The organism is Gemmatimonadaceae bacterium, assembly GCA_019637445.1.
Classification (GTDB): domain Bacteria; phylum Gemmatimonadota; class Gemmatimonadetes; order Gemmatimonadales; family Gemmatimonadaceae; genus Pseudogemmatithrix.
Map to the genome: position 1 here is coordinate 463,056 of JAHBVS010000001.1, position 17,874 is coordinate 480,929.

Below are 17,874 nucleotides of genomic sequence, written 5' to 3' on the forward strand. Positions count from 1 at the left end.
AGGACGCTTGACAGGATCGCCAAGTTGTTTAATACTGCAAAAGCAGTACTGACCAAGAGGTAATAATGTCCCAGCCTTACCTGCCCCCCCGGGAGCTCGCCGTCATGAGCTCCCTCTGGCGCCGCGGATCCGCCACCGTCGCCGAGGTCCGCGAGGACCTCGACGATGAACTGGCCTACACCTCGGTGCTCTCCGCCCTCCAGACGCTCACCGAGAAGGGTTACGTGCGCCACGAGCGCGAAGGCCGCGCCTACCGCTACTTCCCGGCCCTCAAGGCCGAGGCGGTGGGCCGCACGTCGCTGCGGCGCATCCGCGACGCCGTCTTCCAGGGTTCCGCCGAGAAGCTGGTGGCGCAGCTGCTCGAGGATCGCGACGTGAGCCCTGAGGAACTGCGGCGACTGCGCGCGCTCCTGGCGAAGCGACTCGAGGAAGGTGCCTGATGCGCGATCTCGCTGTTGTGGGGCTGCTGGCCTCAGTCGTTCTCGTGGTCGCTGCCGCGGGGATCGAAGTCATCCTGCGAGGGACGCGCGCCCCGACGCGCCTGGCCTGGCTCTCGGCGCTTGTCCTGAGCGCAGCCGCCGTGATGCTCACCGCACTCGGTGTCGACACGCGCGTCGCGCTTCCGGTGGCGCTGCCTGCCATCGTGCTCGACGGTCGCGACGCGCTCATTGCGATGGGCAGCAGCGCGCTCGGCGCGGACTCGACTGCCGCACGCCGTATCGACCGGGTGATTGCCGCGGTCTGGATCGCGAGCGGGATCGGCACGCTGCTGCTGTTCGCCGTGGCGTATCGCCGGCAGTTGCGGATTGCCGCGCGCGGCCCGCGCCGCGCGATCGACGGTGAAGCCGTTGCCGTCTCGCGTGACCTCGGGCCCGCCGTCCTCGGATTGCATCATCCGGTCATCGTGGTGCCCGACTGGTTGCTCGCACGCCCGGCGAGCGAGCAGGGTCTGGTCATCGCACACGAACGCGAGCACATCGCGGCGCGCGATCCACTCGTGCTGGCCATCGCCGCCGCCTGCGTGGCGCTGATGGCGTGGAATCCGTTGCTCTGGTGGGCCTTCGCCCGTCTGCGACTCGCCGTGGAGTTGGATTGCGACAGTCGCGTACTCGCCCGCGGCATCCGCGCGCGGGACTACGGACAGCTCTTGCTGGACTTGAGTGCCCTGCGCTCGGCCGTGCGTTCGCCGTTGCGCCTCGGCGCCCCGGCTCTGGCGCCCGCTCCCTCACAACTCGAACAGAGGATTCGTGCCATGACCACCATCCCAGCCACACCCTCCCGCCGTCGGCTGCGCCTCGCGCTGGCGTCCGCCATTGCACTCGTCTCGGCGACGCTGGCCTGTTCCGGCACACTGAATCGAGTGGCCGGGCCGGAACCGAAGGCGCAGCCGAGCACGGCCGACATCCACGAGGTCCCACTGCACACGGAGCCCGCCGCGAAGCAGCCGCCGAAGGCGACCACGGCGACCGAGGACTACGCGGAACACGTTGTCTATTACGACTTCCAGGTGACGGCGCCGGTGCGACCCGCGGACGTGCGCTCGTTCCCGCAGTACCCAGCCGACCTGCGCGCCCAAGGCATCGAGGGCCGGGTGATGGCGCAGTTCATCGTGGACTCGTTGGGCCAGGTGGTGGTCCCGAGCTTCAAGGTTCTGGAGTCCACGAACGCGGGCTTCGAGCACGCGGTGCGCGCGGCGCTCGAGGGCATGCGCTTCGAGCCGGCGACGCTCAAGGGGAAGCACGTCGCGCAGCTGGTGCAGCAACCGTTCGTCTTCCAGCTCGCGCGCTAACGCGAGGTCGGCGGACGGCACCGGCACGGCCGCCCCGCACGATCGGCAGCAGCGGCGGCTCCCAACGGCAGACGCCCCGCCCGCGCGAAGCGCGGGCGGGGCGTCGTGTCGTTGCCGATGTTGAGAGCCACAGGTGGGAATTGAACCCACGACCGCTCGATTACGAATCGAGTGCTCTACCCCTGAGCTACTGTGGCGTGGGGAGAGGTCCCACCGGTCCAGCGAAGCACATGCCCTGGCGCGGACTCGAACCGCGACGCCTTGCGGCACCACCCCCTCAAGATGGCGTGTCTACCAATTTCACCACCAGGGCGACTCAAGGGAGAACGGTGAATGGTGAACGGCGAATGGAGTCCGCAGTGGGCAACCGTTCACCTTCCACCTTTCACCTTTAACCCTAAAGACGGGAGCGACGGGGCTCGAACCCGCGACCTCTCGAGTGACAGTCGAGTGCTCTAACCAAACTGAGCTACGCCCCCACACCACTAGATCGTACGACAGGCTGGGGACCGAGATCCGACCGCGCGCTGCGACGTCTTCCTACCATCCCTGCCCAACCTATCAGGTCAGGGCCGAGTAGCCCCAACGGGAATCGAACCCGTCTCTGCACCTTGAAAGGGTGCCGTCCTAGCCGATAGACGATGGGGCCGATTGTCCTGCAAGTAGCGGTAACGGGATTCGAACCCGTGTTCCAGCCTTGAGAGGGCTGTGTCCTAGGCCTCTAGACGATACCGCCAAACTACAGTTGTGAGTTGTCAGTGGTGAGTTGTAAGGAACTGCGATGCGGAATACCCATCACTTACAACTCATAACTCATGACTCACGACTGCCCTTCTCCACCAAACCATCCCAGCACTGAAGCAGGCCCGGAGGGAATCGAACCCCCAACCGCCGGTTTTGGAGACCGGTGCTCTACCAATTGAGCTACGGACCTTCACTGCGGTTCCGCGGGGCCCTGCACCTGCCGGTCGACCTGCCTGCACCCGCTCAGGGTGGCTGACGGGATTCGAACCCGCGACCCTCGGAACCACAATCCGATGCTCTAACCGACTGAGCTACAGCCACCAGAATCCCGGCTGCGGTCCTCCGGGGAATCGTAAAAGTAAGGGCGCAGGGAAGCCGAATCAACTGCCAAGCCCTGCCCCTTCTTCCACCCTTCATCCTTCATCCTTCATCGCCCTGCCGAGAGCCGATGGAGGCCTTACTCCTTCGCGCGATCCATGTAATCGCCGGTGCTGGGATTCACCCGCACCCGCTCGCCCGTCGCGATGAACTCCGGCACGTTCACCGTCACGCCGTTCTCGAGCAGCGCAGGCTTGGAACTCGCCGTCTTCGTCGCCGTCTTCATCACCGGCGCCGTGTCCGTGATCGTCAGCACGAGGAACTGCGGCAGCTGCACCGACATCGGCTTGCCGTCGTAGAACTCGACCATCACGATCATGTTGTCCTGCATCCACTGCGCGTTGTCGCCCAGGGCCTCGGCGTCCATCTCCAGCTGCTCGTAGTTCTCCGTGTTCATGAAGTGGTAGGTATCGCCACTCTTGTACAGGAACTGCAGCTCGTGCGTCTCCATCGACGCCTTCTCGATGGCGTCGTCGGCGCGGAAGCGATGCTCGAAGTTCGACCCCGAGCGCAGGTTCTTCATCTTGGTCTGCACCATCGCGCGGAGGTTGCCGGGCGTGTGGTGCCGGAAGTCCACGACGCGGCAGGGATCGCCCTCAAAGACGATGACCATCCCACGACGGATCTGTGTGGCCGGAACTGCCATGATAGGACTCGAACTGACGGGTGAAAAACGGGCGTAAACGTAGACAGCCTTTAAGCTTAAGCGAGCAGGCCGCTCGGGTCAACCGAACGGCCTGCTCTACAGCTCATCCGGCGCGCCTCACGCCTTCAGGTAGGCCCGCGGCGGGGCACCCGAAAGTTGGTGAGACCAGCCTCAGCGGCGGCCCAGACGCTCCAACAGCACCTGTACCGCCCGGTCCAGCTGCGTGTCGCGCTCCCCGTAGCTCTCCCCCATCGGACGATCCACCCGCACGTCCACGGGACGCGGCACCAACTCCATGTCCTCTCCCGCCGCATCGCGGATCCGGATGAAGGGCACGCGCAACGAGGTGCCGTCAAACAGCGTCACGTTGCTCGTGTAGATGATCCAGCCGGAGGTGGGCTCGCCCACCACCTGACCCAGCCCCAGCGCCCGGTAACCTTCCGTGAAGTCCTCGGCGTCGCTCAGCGAGTGCTGATTGGTGACCAGCACCGTGGGCTTCTCGTAGGCCCGCTGCCCAAGCTGCAGCCGCGCCGGCGCCTCCACGCCCGTGCCGCGACGCTCCATCGTCAGGTAGGGCCGGCGATTGAAGATGTCCAGCGCGTAGGCGTTGACGAACCCGCCATTGTTGTTGCGGATGTCGATCACCACGCCATCACGCGCGTGGTTCTCGGCGTCGAGGTCGATGATCAGCTGCTCCAGCGATCCGGCCCCCATGTCGGCCATGTGCACATAGCCCAGCCGCCCGCGGCTCACGCGGGCCACGTACTCCCGCCGCTCGGCCACCCAGGCCTCGTAGCGCAGTCGCTTCTCGGCGCCCGTGCTCACGGGCTGCACGCGCAGCTCACGCGGGGCGCGGCCGTCGGCGTTGGCGGAGACGCCAAGCGTCACGCGGCGGCCGGCGGTGAACTGCAGCAGCGAATCGAGGTTCGTTGCGGCGGTGATGGCGGTCCCGTCCACTGACACGAGGTAGTCGCCCACCGACGCCCCACCCGCGAGGGCGATGGGGCCGAACGGAAGCACTGCCGCGATCCGCAAACGAGACGAGCGCTCATACTCGGCGCGGTCGAAGTCCACGCCGAGCCGACCCGTGCCGCTGGGCGCGCTGCCCGACGGTCCGCCCACGCCGCTGTGCGACGCGTTGAGCTCGCCGATCATCAACGCCAACGCACGCCGCATCTCATCCGGCGTCCGCGCGGCATTCACGATTGGCGCATAGCGCGAACGCACCGCGTCCCAATCCACGCCGTGCATCTCCGCGTCGTAGAAGTTCTCGGCCGTCCAGCTCCAGACCTGCCGGAACACCTCAGGGCGCTCCTCGGCGAAGTCGCTGTCGACGCGCGCCGTGACGGCCACGCTGCGCTGCTGGCGATTCTCCGCACCGATGGCCTGCACGCGGCCACCGCTCACAAACCAGAGCTCCTTGCTGTCGGCCGACCACTGCAGGTCGCCCTTGCCGCCGGACGACGACGTCACCTGCCGCAGCTGCGGCGCCTGCGCGCGCCCTTCCTCGATGGGCCAGGTCCAGACCTGGGTCTGCCCCGCGGCGGCGCCGAGGAAGGCGAGCGTCTTGCCGTCAGGGCTCACGACCGGCGAGCCCGCGTTCACACCGAGCGGCAGCGAGCTGGCGCGCCGACGTAGGCCCACCGTGTCGATGCGCACCTCAATCGAGGAGCTTCCCGACCCGCTGGACGACGCGCGCGCGGACCCGCTCCCTCCACGTGGCGCACTGCTGTCCCCCGGGAAGAGCGCGTCGAAGCGCGACTCCGCAAAGACCGGCGCGCGCGGCACGAGGTCCACGCGGATGATCTGGCCGTCCTCCGTGCGCTGCGCGTTGTCGAAGTAGAGCGACTTCGCGTCCGGACTCCAGGCGATGGTGCCGCCGAATGCATTGGCGAGGAAGCTCACCTGCTGCGCCACGCCACCGGTGACGGGCACCACGTAGGCGTGCAGGAAGCCACGCTCGCCGATATCGAGATACGCCAGGTGCGTCCCGTTCGGCGAGAACGCAAAGTTGGCCGATGGCAGGAAGGGCACGCGACCCAACTGCGCGCCGCTCACGACCAAGCGCTCGGAACCGGTGGCGGCGTCCACCGTGCGCAGCTCTCGTCCACCGCGCACGAAGGCGACGAGCTTGCCGTCCGGCGACCAGGTCGGCAGGACGTCATCGCCGCCGGCGGTGAGGGCGCGCTCGCTGCGCGTCGCGAAATCGTAGAGATAGAGCCGCGCGGTCCCACCGCGCCACGAGGAGTACACGAGGCGCCGGCTGTCCGGCGCCCAGGCCGGAGAGTCCTCGGGCGCGACAGTAGAGGTCACCCGTGCGGCGTCACCGCCTTCCTTCGCATCGGCGGCAAACACGTCGCCGCGCATCACCATCGCGATCTTCTTCCCGTCGGGCGAGAGGGCGAGATCCTGCACACCGGACGTGAGCGTCATCCGCTCGGCCACCGGCGTGGTCGGTGCGCCACGCAAGGTGAATCCCAGCGCCGTCGCGCTGCTGTCCGCCATCCGATAGACCCAGATGCGGAAGTCGCGCTCGAAGTAGATGCGCCCACCGTCCTTGCTGATGCGCGGCCAGAGCACGCGCCCATCGGTGAACTGCGTCAGCGCGCGCGCGTTGCCGCCTGCGGCGGGCTGTGCGTAGAGGTTCTCGGCGTCGTCGCGATCGCTCACGAAATAGAGCGTGCGACCCTGTGGTCCCCACATCGGCCACACGTCGCGCCCCTTGCCGGGGCGATCGCCCGTCGAAACGCGGGTGTAGCGTGGCGCGCCCGTGAGCGTGAGCGTCCAGATCTCCGCCTCGTCGATGTGCGAGGAGCCACGGCGCCACCACTGGCCCGCGTTCACGCCGCGAGCGGTGATGGCCAGCGTGCGACCGTCGGGCGAGGGCGCTGCCCAATACTCCGAGGCATAGCGGTCGCCCGCGACGCGCACCGGCGTGCCACCGGTCGCGCGAATCCGAAACACGTCCTGCATCCCCGCGATGTCCTGCGAGTTGCTCGACACATACAGCCACTCGCCGTCGGGCGACCAGGCGTCGAGTTGCTCCGAGCCTTCGTCGAAGGTGAGCCGCCGCAGGACGTTGGTGCCGAGGTCGAGCACGTACACGTCGCCGTTGCCGGTGCGCGTGGAGACGAAGGCCAGTTTGCGCCCATCGGGCGACCAGCGCGGCCGGAAGTCGTTGGCCGGGTGCGCGACGAGCAGTCGCGCCTCGCCGCCATCAGCGGGCCCAACCCAGATGTCGCCGCCGGAGACGAAGGCCAGCTCGCGTCCGTCAGGCGAGGGGTCGGGCTCGGCGTAGAGCGCGGCGCGTGCGGGGGCCTGCGCGGCCGCCGCCGGCGCCGCCGGCGCCGCTTGCGCCAGAGAAAGTCCGGGCGCCGCGAGAGTAGCAGCTGCAAAGGCCACCGCGAGCACCAGTGCGTGGCGGCAGGTCCGAAGTCGATCGCGTGTCGTAGTCATGATCTCAGAGGGCGAGTGCACCAGGGATCTCGCGCAGCACCGGCGCGAGCGTTCTCCACATGTTGCGCGCCGCGAGGCGCGCGCCTTCCTCGGTGGGGTGGATGCCATCCGACTGGTTCATGGCTGGCACGCCGGCGATGCCATCAAGAAAAAACGGAATCAGCGTCACGCCCTCGTCGCGCGCGACGTTGAGGAACACGTCGTGAAAGGCGCGCGTGTAGCGTTGCCCCAGATTCGGTGGCGCCTCCATCTGCGCCAGCAGAATACGCGCGTCGGGATTCGCCGCGCGCACGGCTCGGATGATCGACTCGATGTTCGCCTTCGTGCTGTCCGGGTTGAGCCCGCGCAGTCCGTCGTTCGCGCCCGTCTCGATCACCACGGCGTCCGAGCGCTCCTGCAGCAGCCACTCGATGCGACGGAGCGCGCCGGCCGAGGTCTCGCCCGAAAGACCGGCGTTCACGACGGTCACGCGCAGGTTGTTGGCGTCGGCCATGCGCTGGAGGACGGCGGGATACGACGAATCGGGATCCAGGCCCAGCCCCGCGGTGAGACTGGTCCCCACAAACAGGACTCGCACCCGCGGTGCAACGGTTGCCTCGGCGGGCGTCGCCGTTGTTGATTCCACCGGAACCTGCGCCGTCGCGGCCGGCTTGGTGTCGGAGCCGCCGCAGGCGCCGATGGCCAGCGCGCCGACGAGCGCGCCCCACGCCATCGCCGACGTCCTCGACCCCATTCGCTGCCCCATGCTCGCTGCCCGCGGACTTACCAAGGAATACCGCAGTGGCACGTCCTCCCTGGCCGTGTTGCGTGACGTGTCCTTCGACATTCCCAGCGGCGCCTTCGTCGCCATCGTCGGTCCCTCTGGCAGCGGCAAGACAACGCTGCTCGGACTGTTGGCGGGACTGGACCTGCCGTCCCGCGGATCGGTCGAACTGGCGGGTGCCGACATCACGAGATTGGATGAAGACGCCCGGGCGAAGCTACGAGGGGAGAAAGTTGGGTTCATCTTCCAGTCGTTTCAACTCATCCCCACGCTGACGGCGCAGGAGAACGTCCAGGTTCCGCTCGAGCTACGGGGACGCGCGGATGCCGCGGAGAAGGCCACGGAGCTGCTGACCCGCGTGGGACTGGGCGATCGCCGCGACCATTTTCCCAGCCAGCTCTCCGGCGGCGAGCAGCAGCGCGTGGCGATCGCCCGCGCCTTCGCCAACGAGCCGCGCATCCTCTTCGCCGACGAACCCACGGGCAATCTCGACGGCGCCACCGGCCAGCGCATCGTGGCGCTTCTGGACCAGCTCAATCGTGAGTCGGGTGCCACGGTCGTGATCGTCACGCACGACCTCTCGCTGGCCGAGCACGCGCAGCGCGTGATCCGGCTGCGGGATGGCGAGGTGGTGGAGGACCGGGAGGGGCGCGGCGGCGCGGTGACGGAAACTGCCGCGACGCCGACCGGCGCATCGTCCGAGGCGCAGGCGTGAGCCAGCGCGCCAGCATCGGCACGCTCTTCCGCCTCGCCTGGCGCGAGAGCCGTACCGCGCGTCGTCGCCTGCTGCTCTACATGAGCAGCATCTCGCTCGGCGTGGCCGCGCTCGTGGCCATCGACTCGTTCGCCGCAAACGTGCAGTCGAGCATCAAGGAGCAGTCGCGCGCCCTGCTGGGCGGCGACATCAACCTGCGCGCACGCCAGGGCTGGACGCCGCCGCTGGACACACTGCTCGATTCGCTGCGCGGCGTCGGCGTCCCGTCGGCGAAGGTGACGAGCTTCGCGTCGATGGGCACGGCGTACCCCTCCGGCATGACGCGCCTGGCGCAGATCCGCGCGGTGGGCGACGGCTTCCCGTTCTATGGAGAGGTGCTCACGGCACCCGAGGGCGCCTGGTCGCGCCTGCAGCAGGGTCGCTACGCCGTGGTCGATCCCTCCCTGCTCATCGGCCTCGACGCCGAGGTCGGCGACACGATGAGCATCGGCTTCGCGCGTTTTGAGATCATCGCGGCGGCGACGAACATCCCGGGTGATCCAGGCATCGCCGCGACGATCGGGCCACGCGTGTTCATTCCCGAGCGGTTCGTCGGCGAGACGGGCCTGCTCACACTGGGAAGCCGCGCGGAGTACGAGACCGTGCTGCGCCTCCCGGAGGACGCGCGTCCGCCGCTGTGGGTGGCACCGCTGCGTCCGCGGCTGCAGGCGGCCAACGTGCGCATCCGGACGGTGCAGGAGAACGAGAGCGATCTGACGGACGCCATCGCACAGCTCGCCCGCTTCCTCAGCGTGGTCGGGTTGATCGCGCTGCTGCTCGGTGGCATCGGTGTCGCGTCGGGCGTGAACGCCTTCGTGCAGAAGAAGATCGACACGGTCGCCGTACTACGCTGCCTTGGTGCCTCCAGCGCCCAGGTGATGACCATCTACCTCGTGCAGGCCGCGGCGATGGGCTTTGTCGGCGCCGCCGTGGGCGTGGCGCTCGGCGTGGGCATCCAGTTCGCACTCCCACAGATGCTGGGCGACTTCCTGCCCGTGGACGTGCGCGTGAGCGTGGTGCCGAACGCGGTGCTGCTGGGGCTCGGCATCGGCGTGTGGGTCGCCGTGGTGTTCGCGCTACGGCCGCTGCTCGTGCTGCGCCGTGTCTCGCCGCTGCAGGCCATCCGCCGCGACGATGCCGCGCTCTCCGCCGAGAGCCGCCGCGACACGCTCACGCAGCTCACGAATCTCGCGCTGATCCTCAGCGTCCTCGCACTGGCCATCGACCGCGCCGAGGACTCGTTCCAGGGGATGATGTATTTCATCGGCATCGTGGCGAGCATTGCCCTGCTCTGGGTCAGCGCCTCGTTGCTGACGCGCTTGACGCGGCGCCTCGTCTCGGGCTCCTGGCCCTACGTGTTCCGCCAAGGCATCGCCAACCTGCACCGGCCGCACTCGCAGACGCAGGCGGTGGTGTTGGCGCTGGGCTTCGGCAGCTTCCTCGTCACGACGATCATCCTGGTGCAGGCCAACCTGTTGAAGGCGTTTGATCTCACGGCCGCCGCCTCGCGCGGCAACCTCGTGTTCTTCGATGTGCAGGAGGACCAGGTCGCTGATCTCTCGGCCCTGCTCCGCGAGTCGCAGCAGGAGATCGTGTCGGAAACGCCGATCGTGACGATGCGATTCGCCGGCGCGAACGGGCGCGATGCCACCGCGTGGGCCGCCTCCGTGGCGATGAACGCCCGCAGCTGGGCCATCCGCCGCGAGTACCGCTCCACGTATCGCGATAGCATCGTGCCGACGGAAACGCTGCTCGAGGGCGAGTGGTTCGGCGCGCGTGCGCTGCCGCCAGGTGTGCACGAGGTCTCGCTCGAACGTGACATCGCCGATGAACTCAAGGTGGCGATCGGCGACACGCTCGCCTGGGACGTGCAGGGCGTGACCGTGCGCGTGTTGCTGACGAGCATCCGCGAGGTGGACTGGGGCCGCTTCGAACCGAACTTCTTCGCTGTGTTCTCGCCCAGCGCCATCCAGGGCGCGCCGAAGCAGTTCGTCACCATCGCCTCGGTGGAGTCCGACACCACCGTCGGTCGCCTGCAGCGCGAGTCCGTGCGCCGCTTCCCGAACGTGTCGAGCATCGACCTGACGCTGGTGCGGCGCACGATCGATGGCATCGTGGACAAGGTGACGCTGACCGTGCGCTTCCTCGCCCTGTTCTCGCTGGCGATGGGCATCCCGGTGCTGTTCAGCGCCGTGGCCGCCACGCGTCGCGACCGACTGCGCGAGGGCGTGTTGCTCAAGACGCTCGGCGCCACGCGCACGCAGATCGGGCGCATCCTGCTGGCGGAGTACGCGGTGCTCGGGCTCCTCGGCTCACTCACGGGAATGGCCTTGGCCGTTGGTGGGGCCTGGGCCCTGGTCACGTTCGTGTTCGAGGGCACGTTCGCGATGGCGCCGTGGCCGGCGTTGGGCATCGCCGCGGCGATGACAACGCTCGCGGTGACGATTGGCCTGCTGACGGGCCGCGATGTGTTTCGCGAGACGCCGATGGCCGCGCTGCGCGAGGGCTAGGCCGCTACTCGATGCGCAGGATGGCGAGCCGCGCCGTGGCCGGCAGGCTCGCCCCACCTGGACCGCGCAGCTCGATCAGCCGCGTGTTGCCGGACACCAGCGGTTGCAGCTCGATGACGAGAAATCCTCCGGGGACCACGGCGGGCGCAGTGAGCGTGAACTCCGCCGGCGCAATCGGAGTTGGCTGCAACGGGGAGGGTCGGCCGAATCGCGTCGGCAAGTCGGCGCAGTGCCCGCTGGCCGCACAGAGACCGTCGAACACAGCCGAGAGGTTCCACGAGGGGAGCCGCAGCGTGGCGTCCCCCGGCACCGCGCCGCCGCGCAGCTCGCTGGCCATCGCCAGTGACCAACGTCCGAGCATCTCGTCCCAACCGCGGCCGGCGCGGGCCTCGAGGTTCGCCAGTCCCGTCTGCCCGCTGCGCACGAGGTCGCGCACGAAGGTCGCTTCATCGAGCGTGGCGTGGTCCATCGCCCATCGCAGCAACGACCAGGCACTGCCGTAGAAGGAGACATCGCCGCCGTCTCGCGGACCCAGAGGCGATCCCGCCGCGGGATCGACCAACAGGTCCCACAACCCTTCGAAGTGCGGCAGCATGATGCGCGGCGACCCCACACAGCCGGGATCGAGCGCGAGCGCTCCGAGTTCACACGCCAGAACGTCGTAGCCCGCGTCGGGTCCGACGGGGACCCGGAACCGCGCGTACAACTCCTCGGCGTGGCGGGCCAACGCCTCTTCCAGCCACGGTTCCTCCAGCGGCTGGCCGCGCACGATGCGCTCGGCGTACGACGTGATGTGCTTGAGCTCGTGCGCCAGCGTGCCTGGCATCTCCCAGCTCCAGCGGGCCTTGGTGCCCACGTCCATCCCTGCAGCGTCGGAGGTCGGTGCCTGCAGGTACACCATCTCGCCTTGGTTGCTGGCCTGGAACTGCGAGCGCGAGAAGAAGTCGCAGGTGACGACGGCGCCGAGCACGGCGCCGCTGCGCATCTGGTTCATCCGTGGGGTGACCACAATGACGATCTTGCCATTGGCGTCGAGGCGGGAATCCATCACCAAGGGATCGCCGAAGCGCTGGGCGATGGGGAACAGCACCGCATCCGCGGCCTGGGCCAGCGTGACGAGTTCGGCATCCATCCGGCCGGCGAGCGTCGGAGCACCGCCGCTCAGCGTCGCGGTGTCCTCGAGGATCGCAATGCGCGAGCCCTCCCAGACGAGGCGCGCGCCGATGGAGGCATAGCCGCTGCAGGGCGTTGGTGCCTCGAGATTCGGCACGCGGACCGGCACCACACTGTTCACGGCCGGCAACTGGAGTGACGGCGCCCGCGCCTCACGTGGGATCGCAACGCCGACGGCCGCCGCGGCCCGCGAAGACTCGAGCAGCGCCAGGTGCGCCGAAGCTGCTGCTGCACGACGCGAGGGCAATGCCGGAACGCCAGACGCGCGGCCGAGTGCGGCGCGCCAAGTCTGGCCTGCAGCGCGAAGCGTCGGCGCCGTATGCCCCTCCCCGCCCTTGCCAACCAAGGAGAGACCTACTGCGCCGGCCCCGAGCGCGCGCGCCGCGTGCTGCACCGTGATCAAGTACCGCCCCGCGCCGTCCACCAACTCAAGGCAGCTCGCCTCCTGCGGCGTCGTCAGCACGAGTGCCGCGCCCGGGACCAGCGACCGCTGCGGCGCGACGCGCATGCGCGCCGCCGCCGCTCCCACGCCGCCCGGCGTGCGCAACTGCACCTGCATCGGTCCGCTGGCGATGCAGTACCGTGTCGTCGCCGGCAGCAACGCCGTCACCTGCGTCGCGCTGGCCGCGGTCACCGTGGCCGGCAAGCCATCGACCAGGATCTCGTTGCCGCCCACCGTGGGCGCGAAACGTGAGCCGTACAGCGTGAAGGGCAGCCCGGGCTCGATGGTCGCGCCGCGCACCGAATCAATGATGGGCGATGTCGCGGTCACACCGACATCCACGCGCAGCGGTCGCGCTGCGACGACGCCATCCACGGTCGCGATGACCCTCGCCTTGCCGGCCGCCTTGGGCGTAACCCGGCCCTCGGCATCCACCGTCGCGATCCGCGTCGCGTCGACGCTCCAGGCAATCGGCGCACCGACCAGGACCTCGCCGTCCGCGTCGAGTGCGCGAGCGGGCACCGGGGTAGGCGCACCCGGCAGTGCCAGCCGCAGCGTATCGGCATCAAGCTCTATCCCAGCCGCCGGTGGATTCTCCAGCCGCAGTTCGATCTGCCCGAGGACGCTGCCGGCCACCGCGCGCAGGATGCCGCGTCCTGGCCGCAGCGCGACCACCTCGCCGGCCTCCGAAACCGTCAGCAAGTCCGGGGTGCTCGTGCTCCACGCGACGGGAACGTCCAGCACCGTGCCTTTGATATCGAGCACGGCCGCGAGCGCCATCATCGAGCGGCCCGGCCGCAGCACCTGCGAGGGCACGACCACCGCGACGTGCCGCACTTCCCCCTCCACGGGCGGCGTGGGCGTATCACACGCGAGGAACCCGAGGCAACTCGCGACGGAGAGGCCAAGCCAGCCTCTCCATCGAGATGGACGTACTGCGGTGGGGCGCATCGTCTTTCTAACTATACCGTTGCCGGGAATCGCGGGCGAGCGGGAGTACCCGTACCTTCCCCGAATGCGCGATGCGATGCGGACCTGGGCCGCCGGCCGATGGTGGCAGTGGCGGCTGCCGTTGCTCCTGCTCCTGCTGGTGCAGGCCACCCGCCCCCTGCGCGACTTCGACGGGCGAACCAACATTTTCTCGGGCATCACCTTCGGTGCGCACGAGTTCGGCCACCTGTTGTTCGCATTTTTCGGCGAATGGTGGACGATTGCCGGCGGCAGCATCACGCAGCTGCTGATTCCCATCGGCGCGGCCGCCGCCGTATCGCGTAGCCGCGACTGGTTTGGCGTGGCGATCTGCGGACTCTTCCTCGCCGCCTCGCTGGGCGACCTCTCCTGGTACATCGCCGACGCCCGCGCCCGCGAGCTGGACCTCGTGAGCTTCTCTCCCGATGCCTCGGGCCACGACTGGGCGTACCTGCTGCGCCACGCGGGCTGGCTGCGCTACGACCTGCGGCTTGCCAGCTTCACGCGATTCGTCGGCTGGCTGGTCACGCTGGCCTCGACGCTGCTGGCCCTGCGCCTGCTGTGGTGGATGAAGACGGAGCCAGCGCCGCGCGATTTCGAGCCAAACACGCCGCTCTGAAACGGCGCGCCTGAAGCAGCCAGCCCGAATTGACTATGCCTAGCGCGTGACGCAGCGCGGGCGCTCGGGCGGCATCCCGGCGCAGCGGATCGTCTCGTCCATCCCCTGCGCGATCGTCCCACAGGCGGTGTTCACTGCCGTCTCCAAGGCCTGTCGCTCGTCGGCACCGGAGGCCGTCGCGCAGTTCGTGCGCCCATTGAAGGTGACGCAGGCCTCGCACTCCACGCGCTGCGCGGACAGCGTCGAATAGAGCAGCAACGCGGCAAACCCAAACACCAGCGCCAGGGTGATGATCGTGCTTCGCTTCATACGGAATTGGTGGGGTTGATGCGCATCGATCCCGGCAGCGCGTCGAGCAACGGCCGCAGGTCGGTGGCGCGGTCCAGCGAGGTCACGAAGGTGAGCCCGTCGAGCGAGACGACCAGCATCCGCGAGAGCCCATACACAACGACCGTGCCGCGCTCGGCGTGCACCACGTTGCACTCGGCTTCCACGAAGTGCACCTGACCGATCGCGCCGTTGCCGTCGTCGTCGAGGTCACGGGCCCGCCGCAGCGACGCCCAGGTGCCGACGTCATCCCAGCCGAACTCGCCCTGCAGCACCAGCAGGCGTTGCGTGCGCTCGAGCAGGCCGCGCTCCAGCGACGTCGCCCGCACCATCCCGATGTAGCCGGGGATGTTGCCGGCCGCGAGCGCGTCGAGGCCATCGCGCACCTCGGGCGTGACGGCACGCAGTTCCTTGAGGATCGTCTCGGCGGCACCGACCAGGATGCCGCTGTGCCAGCGTGCGCCGTCCTCCATCATCGTCTCGGCCACGGCCTCGCTGGGCTTCTCGACGTAGCCGCGCGTCGTGGCCACGCCACCGCGCGAGAGCGGCTGGTCGGCATCAAGCGCCGGGCCGGGTAGCACGTACCCGAAACCCGTCTCTGGCCGCGAGGGCAGGACGCCCACCGAGACCAGCGCCCGTTCGCGGGCCGCGAAGCCCGCCGCACGACGCAGCGTGCGCCGGAACTCCTCGGGGAAATCGACCGCGAGGTCCGCGTGGATGGCGACGCACATCGCGCTGGGACCGGCGCGGCGCGCCAACTCCTGTGCGCCCCAGGCCAGCGCCGCCGCCGTGCCGATCGGCCGCGGTTCCACCAACACGTTCTCGTCGGGCACGTCCTTCGTGACGGAACGGATGGCCGGCGCAATGTCGCGACTGGTCAGGATCAGCACGCGCTCCGGCGGGATCGTCGGCTGCAATCGGCCGACGGTTTCCTCGATCAACGTCTGTTCGGAGACCAGGGCGAGCAGCGGCTTCGGTCGTGCAGGCGTGGACAGCGGCCAGAAGCGCGACCCGATGCCGCCCGCGAAGACCACTGCCCAGAGCGCCACATCCGTTTCCGGCTCGCCGGCGACGATGGGCTGCTCCTCGGGCAGGGTGCCGGCCCCTGAGACGGAGGGCGGCTCGCTGGACGGGAACGGATCGCGAAACGTCATTGGATGGCAAACTAGGCGGCACCACTGCCGCCTGCCACGGGCGCCCTAGCGCAGGAGCACGATGCCCAGGACGCCGACAGCAAACAGCAGCAGCATCCCTGGCACGGCAAAGCGCAGCCAGCGCCCGTAGGGGACGCCGGCCTTGAGCAGCATCGCCAACAACGCGCCGTTGGTCGGGTTGACCGCGTCCGTCGTCGCGGCGCCTGCCTGGTAGGCCATCACGGCCGCGTCGCGGCTGAAGCCGAGGAGGTCCGCCATCGGCGCCATGATGGGCATCGTCAACACGGCCTGCCCGCTGTTCGAAGGCACCGGGATGTGCAGCAGCGCCTGCACGGGCACCATCAGCACCGCGGCGGCCACCGCCGGCACCTGCTGCAGCGGCGACACAAGGCCATAGACGATGGTATCCAGCACGCGACCGTCCTCGAGCACCACGCTGATCGCGCGCGCCACGCCCACGAACAGCGCCGCCGAAAGCATCGAGTCCATCCCGGCGAGAAAGCCGCGCGTCGTGTCGTCCAGTCCCCGGCGCTGCACGAGCCCGACAGCAAAGCCGGCCACAAGGAACAGCGCCGAGAGCACGTTGATGCCCCAATCGTGTCGAAGCACGCCCCACACATAGAAGAAGATCGGCAGCGTCACGAACGACAGGGCCAGCAGGTCGCGTGCACTCGGAGGCTCCTCCGTGAACACCGCGAGGTCCGGGCGCACGTCGTCCCGCTTGAGCGAGAGTAGGGTCCAGCCGATCCACAGGGCGCTGGCGAGCACCAAGAGGGCCAACCGAACGCCAACGCCACTCATCGGACCGAGTTCGGCGTAGCGCAGGGCAATTCCCGCCGCGAAGGGATTCGTGGGCCCGAACGCCGCACCGACGCAGGCGGCGCCGACGCTCATCGACAGCGCCGTGATGGCCCCGAAGCCGAGCCCTCGGGACAGCACCACGAGCACGGGGACCATCGCGATGATCTCCTCGTGCATGTTCTCCAACGCCCCGAAGGTCGCGAAGACCAGGCTCACGGCCACGACGACGAGGCGCGGGTAGCGCGTGCGGCCGACGAGGCTGCCGACGACGCGGCGCAGCGCGCCGGTCGCGTCGAGCAGCGCATACGCCCCGCCGACGAAGAGAATGGTGATGATGACGTCCGCACCGGCGATGATGCCACGCGGCACGGCCACCAGCGCGGCGAGCAGCCCGACCGGTGCGGAAGGCACGGCGGCGAAGGTGCCGGGCACGACCAGGTTGAGGCCGGACGCCGCGTCGTGGACGCGCTGGTAGCTACCGGCGGGAAGGATCCAGGTGAGCGCTGCCGCCACCGCGACGCCGCTCAGCAAGAGGACCATGGGATGCGGCAGGCGGAGCTTCACGCGGCGAAACGGTACATCCCATCCCTGAAACGGACAAGCACAGCAGCCGATCGCCGGCCGGCCCCACGGCACTATAGTTTTGGCGTGATGCCTCACTCGTCACTCTCCGGCGCCGTTGCCTCGCAACTCTGGCGCCGCAACCGCACCCGGCTCCGGAAGCGACTCGGCCTGCCGCGTGCGGGGGCTTGGATGCGCCCCTACGAGGAGGATCTCATCCTCGACATCCTGACCATCCTGCAGCCGAAACGCTGCCTCGAGTGGGGCGGCGGCTACTCGACGCTGAACTTCCCTGACCTACTGCCTTCGGACGCCACCTGGACCTGCGTGGAGCACGACAAGGACTGGGCGGCCAACCTCGCCGGGCAGTTGCGGCGCCCGGGGGTGACCGTGCGATTCGTCCCACCGGACGTTCCCAAGTTCACGGGGGACGGCGATGCCACGAGCTTCGCGAGCTACCTCGCGGCCGCAAAAGAGGGCGCGCCGTACGACTTCATCCTGGTTGATGGCCGTGCCCGCGCCGCCTGTATCGAGGTCGCCAAGTCGCTGCTAAGTCCGGAGGGCGTTCTCGTGCTGCACGATGCCAATCGCAGCGCGTATCTCGGCGCCACACAGGGGTTTAAGCAACAAGCGCTTTTTCAGGATCGACGGGCATTTCGTGGCAATCGCGTGGCTGGCGGGGTATGGCTGGGCAGCCACGGGTGTGAGCTGGAGCAGAAACTCCCGTTGGACTTGCACCGCCGCGTGTGGGCGTTCTATCGTGGGATAGGGCGTCTCCTGGCCTAGGC

At 68.8% G+C, this 17,874-nt stretch carries 13 protein-coding genes and 7 tRNA genes; 6 read left to right on the top strand and 14 right to left on the bottom strand.

The genetic code is table 11. From position 1 onward, the window contains the following. The first annotated feature begins 104 nt into the window (after window positions 1-104). Both KF709_02125 and KF709_02130 read left to right on the top strand, forming a co-directional pair. Window positions 105-440 (top strand): BlaI/MecI/CopY family transcriptional regulator, encoded by a 336-nt coding sequence (locus tag KF709_02125; GenBank protein ID MBX3173184.1) that lies wholly within the window; start codon window positions 105-107, stop codon window positions 438-440. Then, window positions 440-1,789: a TonB family protein gene (locus tag KF709_02130; protein MBX3173185.1), complete on the top strand. Its 1,350-nt coding sequence runs from the start codon at window positions 440-442 to the stop codon at window positions 1,787-1,789. Before KF709_02125 ends, KF709_02130 begins: the two co-directional genes overlap by 1 nt. Window positions 1,790-1,914: 125 nt before the next feature. Here the strand turns inward: KF709_02130 and KF709_02135 are convergent. The 10 genes from KF709_02135 to KF709_02180 form a co-directional block, all read right to left on the bottom strand. Continuing rightward, window positions 1,915-1,986 (bottom strand) — tRNA-Thr (locus tag KF709_02135). Window positions 1,987-2,020: 34 nt separating this feature from the next. Continuing rightward, window positions 2,021-2,102: transfer RNA gene (locus KF709_02140), tRNA-Leu, on the bottom strand. A gap of 91 nt (window positions 2,103-2,193) precedes the next feature. Continuing rightward, a tRNA-Asp gene (locus KF709_02145) sits at window positions 2,194-2,268 on the bottom strand. A gap of 98 nt (window positions 2,269-2,366) precedes the next feature. Continuing rightward, a tRNA-Glu gene (locus KF709_02150) sits at window positions 2,367-2,438 on the bottom strand. 14 nt (window positions 2,439-2,452) lie between these two features. After that, window positions 2,453-2,525: transfer RNA gene (locus tag KF709_02155), tRNA-Glu, on the bottom strand. A gap of 125 nt (window positions 2,526-2,650) precedes the next feature. Continuing rightward, window positions 2,651-2,723, bottom strand: a tRNA-Trp gene (locus KF709_02160). 57 nt (window positions 2,724-2,780) lie between these two features. Beyond that, window positions 2,781-2,854, bottom strand: a tRNA-His gene (locus tag KF709_02165). A gap of 136 nt (window positions 2,855-2,990) precedes the next feature. After that, window positions 2,991-3,557, bottom strand: a complete 567-nt coding sequence (gene efp, locus KF709_02170; protein ID MBX3173186.1) for an elongation factor P — start codon at window positions 3,555-3,557, stop codon at window positions 2,991-2,993. Window positions 3,558-3,728: 171 nt separating this feature from the next. Continuing rightward, a complete protein-coding gene (locus KF709_02175) occupies window positions 3,729-7,013 on the bottom strand; it encodes a PD40 domain-containing protein (GenBank protein MBX3173187.1) in 3,285 nt (1,094 codons plus the stop codon). 4 nt (window positions 7,014-7,017) lie between these two features. Then, window positions 7,018-7,725 carry an arylesterase gene (locus KF709_02180; GenBank protein MBX3173188.1) on the bottom strand — a complete coding sequence of 236 codons (708 nt, stop codon included), beginning with the start codon at window positions 7,723-7,725 and terminating at the stop codon, window positions 7,018-7,020. Here KF709_02180 and KF709_02185 point away from each other — a divergent pair. Together KF709_02185 and KF709_02190 are read left to right on the top strand one after the other, a co-directional pair. Continuing rightward, window positions 7,691-8,491 (top strand): ABC transporter ATP-binding protein, encoded by an 801-nt coding sequence (locus tag KF709_02185; protein MBX3173189.1) that lies wholly within the window; start codon window positions 7,691-7,693, stop codon window positions 8,489-8,491. The genes KF709_02180 and KF709_02185 overlap by 35 nt on opposite strands. Continuing rightward, window positions 8,488-11,040: an ABC transporter permease gene (locus KF709_02190; GenBank protein MBX3173190.1), complete on the top strand. Its 2,553-nt coding sequence runs from the start codon at window positions 8,488-8,490 to the stop codon at window positions 11,038-11,040. Before KF709_02185 ends, KF709_02190 begins: the two co-directional genes overlap by 4 nt. 4 nt (window positions 11,041-11,044) lie before the next feature. Here the strand turns inward: KF709_02190 and KF709_02195 are convergent, their stop codons facing one another. Then, window positions 11,045-13,492 carry an Ig-like domain-containing protein gene (locus KF709_02195; GenBank protein ID MBX3173191.1) on the bottom strand — a complete coding sequence of 816 codons (2,448 nt, stop codon included), beginning with the start codon at window positions 13,490-13,492 and terminating at the stop codon, window positions 11,045-11,047. Between the two features lie 178 nt (window positions 13,493-13,670). On the opposite strand from KF709_02195, the gene KF709_02200 reads away from it, so the two are divergent. Then, window positions 13,671-14,243 (top strand): hypothetical protein, encoded by a 573-nt coding sequence (locus KF709_02200; GenBank protein ID MBX3173192.1) that lies wholly within the window; start codon window positions 13,671-13,673, stop codon window positions 14,241-14,243. A 39-nt stretch (window positions 14,244-14,282) separates the two neighbouring features. Here the strand turns inward: KF709_02200 and KF709_02205 are convergent, their stop codons facing one another. The 3 genes from KF709_02205 to KF709_02215 are packed head-to-tail and all read right to left on the bottom strand — an operon-like array spanning window position 14,283 to window position 17,089. Further along, window positions 14,283-14,552: a hypothetical protein gene (locus KF709_02205; GenBank protein MBX3173193.1), complete on the bottom strand. Its 270-nt coding sequence runs from the start codon at window positions 14,550-14,552 to the stop codon at window positions 14,283-14,285. Then, a complete protein-coding gene (locus tag KF709_02210; GenBank protein MBX3173194.1) occupies window positions 14,549-15,724 on the bottom strand; it encodes an NTP transferase domain-containing protein in 1,176 nt (391 codons plus the stop codon). Before KF709_02210 ends, KF709_02205 begins: the two co-directional genes overlap by 4 nt. A gap of 45 nt (window positions 15,725-15,769) precedes the next feature. Next, on the bottom strand, window positions 15,770-17,089 hold the full coding sequence (locus tag KF709_02215; GenBank protein ID MBX3173195.1) for a YfcC family protein: 1,320 nt from the start codon (window positions 17,087-17,089) through the stop codon (window positions 15,770-15,772). Between the two features lie 87 nt (window positions 17,090-17,176). Here KF709_02215 and KF709_02220 point away from each other — a divergent pair, with 87 nt between their 5' ends. Next, entirely contained in the window at window positions 17,177-17,872 is a 696-nt protein-coding gene (locus tag KF709_02220; GenBank protein MBX3173196.1) for a class I SAM-dependent methyltransferase, read from the top strand. Window positions 17,873-17,874: the final 2 nt, after the last annotated feature.

Bases quoted from the DNA above. Each gene is read 5' to 3' on its own strand.
- KF709_02220 (MBX3173196.1), top strand. From the start codon at position 17,177: ATGCCTCACTCGTCACTCTCCGGCGCCGTTGCCTCGCAACTCTGGCGC.
- KF709_02210 (MBX3173194.1), bottom strand. From the start codon at position 15,724: ATGACGTTTCGCGATCCGTTCCCGTCCAGCGAGCCGCCCTCCGTCTCA.
- KF709_02180 (MBX3173188.1), bottom strand. From the start codon at position 7,725: ATGGCGTGGGGCGCGCTCGTCGGCGCGCTGGCCATCGGCGCCTGCGGC.
- KF709_02125 (MBX3173184.1), top strand. From the start codon at position 105: ATGAGCTCCCTCTGGCGCCGCGGATCCGCCACCGTCGCCGAGGTCCGC.
- KF709_02200 (MBX3173192.1), top strand. From the start codon at position 13,671: ATGCGCGATGCGATGCGGACCTGGGCCGCCGGCCGATGGTGGCAGTGG.
- efp (MBX3173186.1), bottom strand. From the start codon at position 3,557: ATGGCAGTTCCGGCCACACAGATCCGTCGTGGGATGGTCATCGTCTTT.
- KF709_02130 (MBX3173185.1), top strand. From the start codon at position 440: ATGCGCGATCTCGCTGTTGTGGGGCTGCTGGCCTCAGTCGTTCTCGTG.
- KF709_02185 (MBX3173189.1), top strand. From the start codon at position 7,691: ATGGCCAGCGCGCCGACGAGCGCGCCCCACGCCATCGCCGACGTCCTC.
- KF709_02205 (MBX3173193.1), bottom strand. From the start codon at position 14,552: ATGAAGCGAAGCACGATCATCACCCTGGCGCTGGTGTTTGGGTTTGCC.
- KF709_02175 (MBX3173187.1), bottom strand. From the start codon at position 7,013: ATGACTACGACACGCGATCGACTTCGGACCTGCCGCCACGCACTGGTG.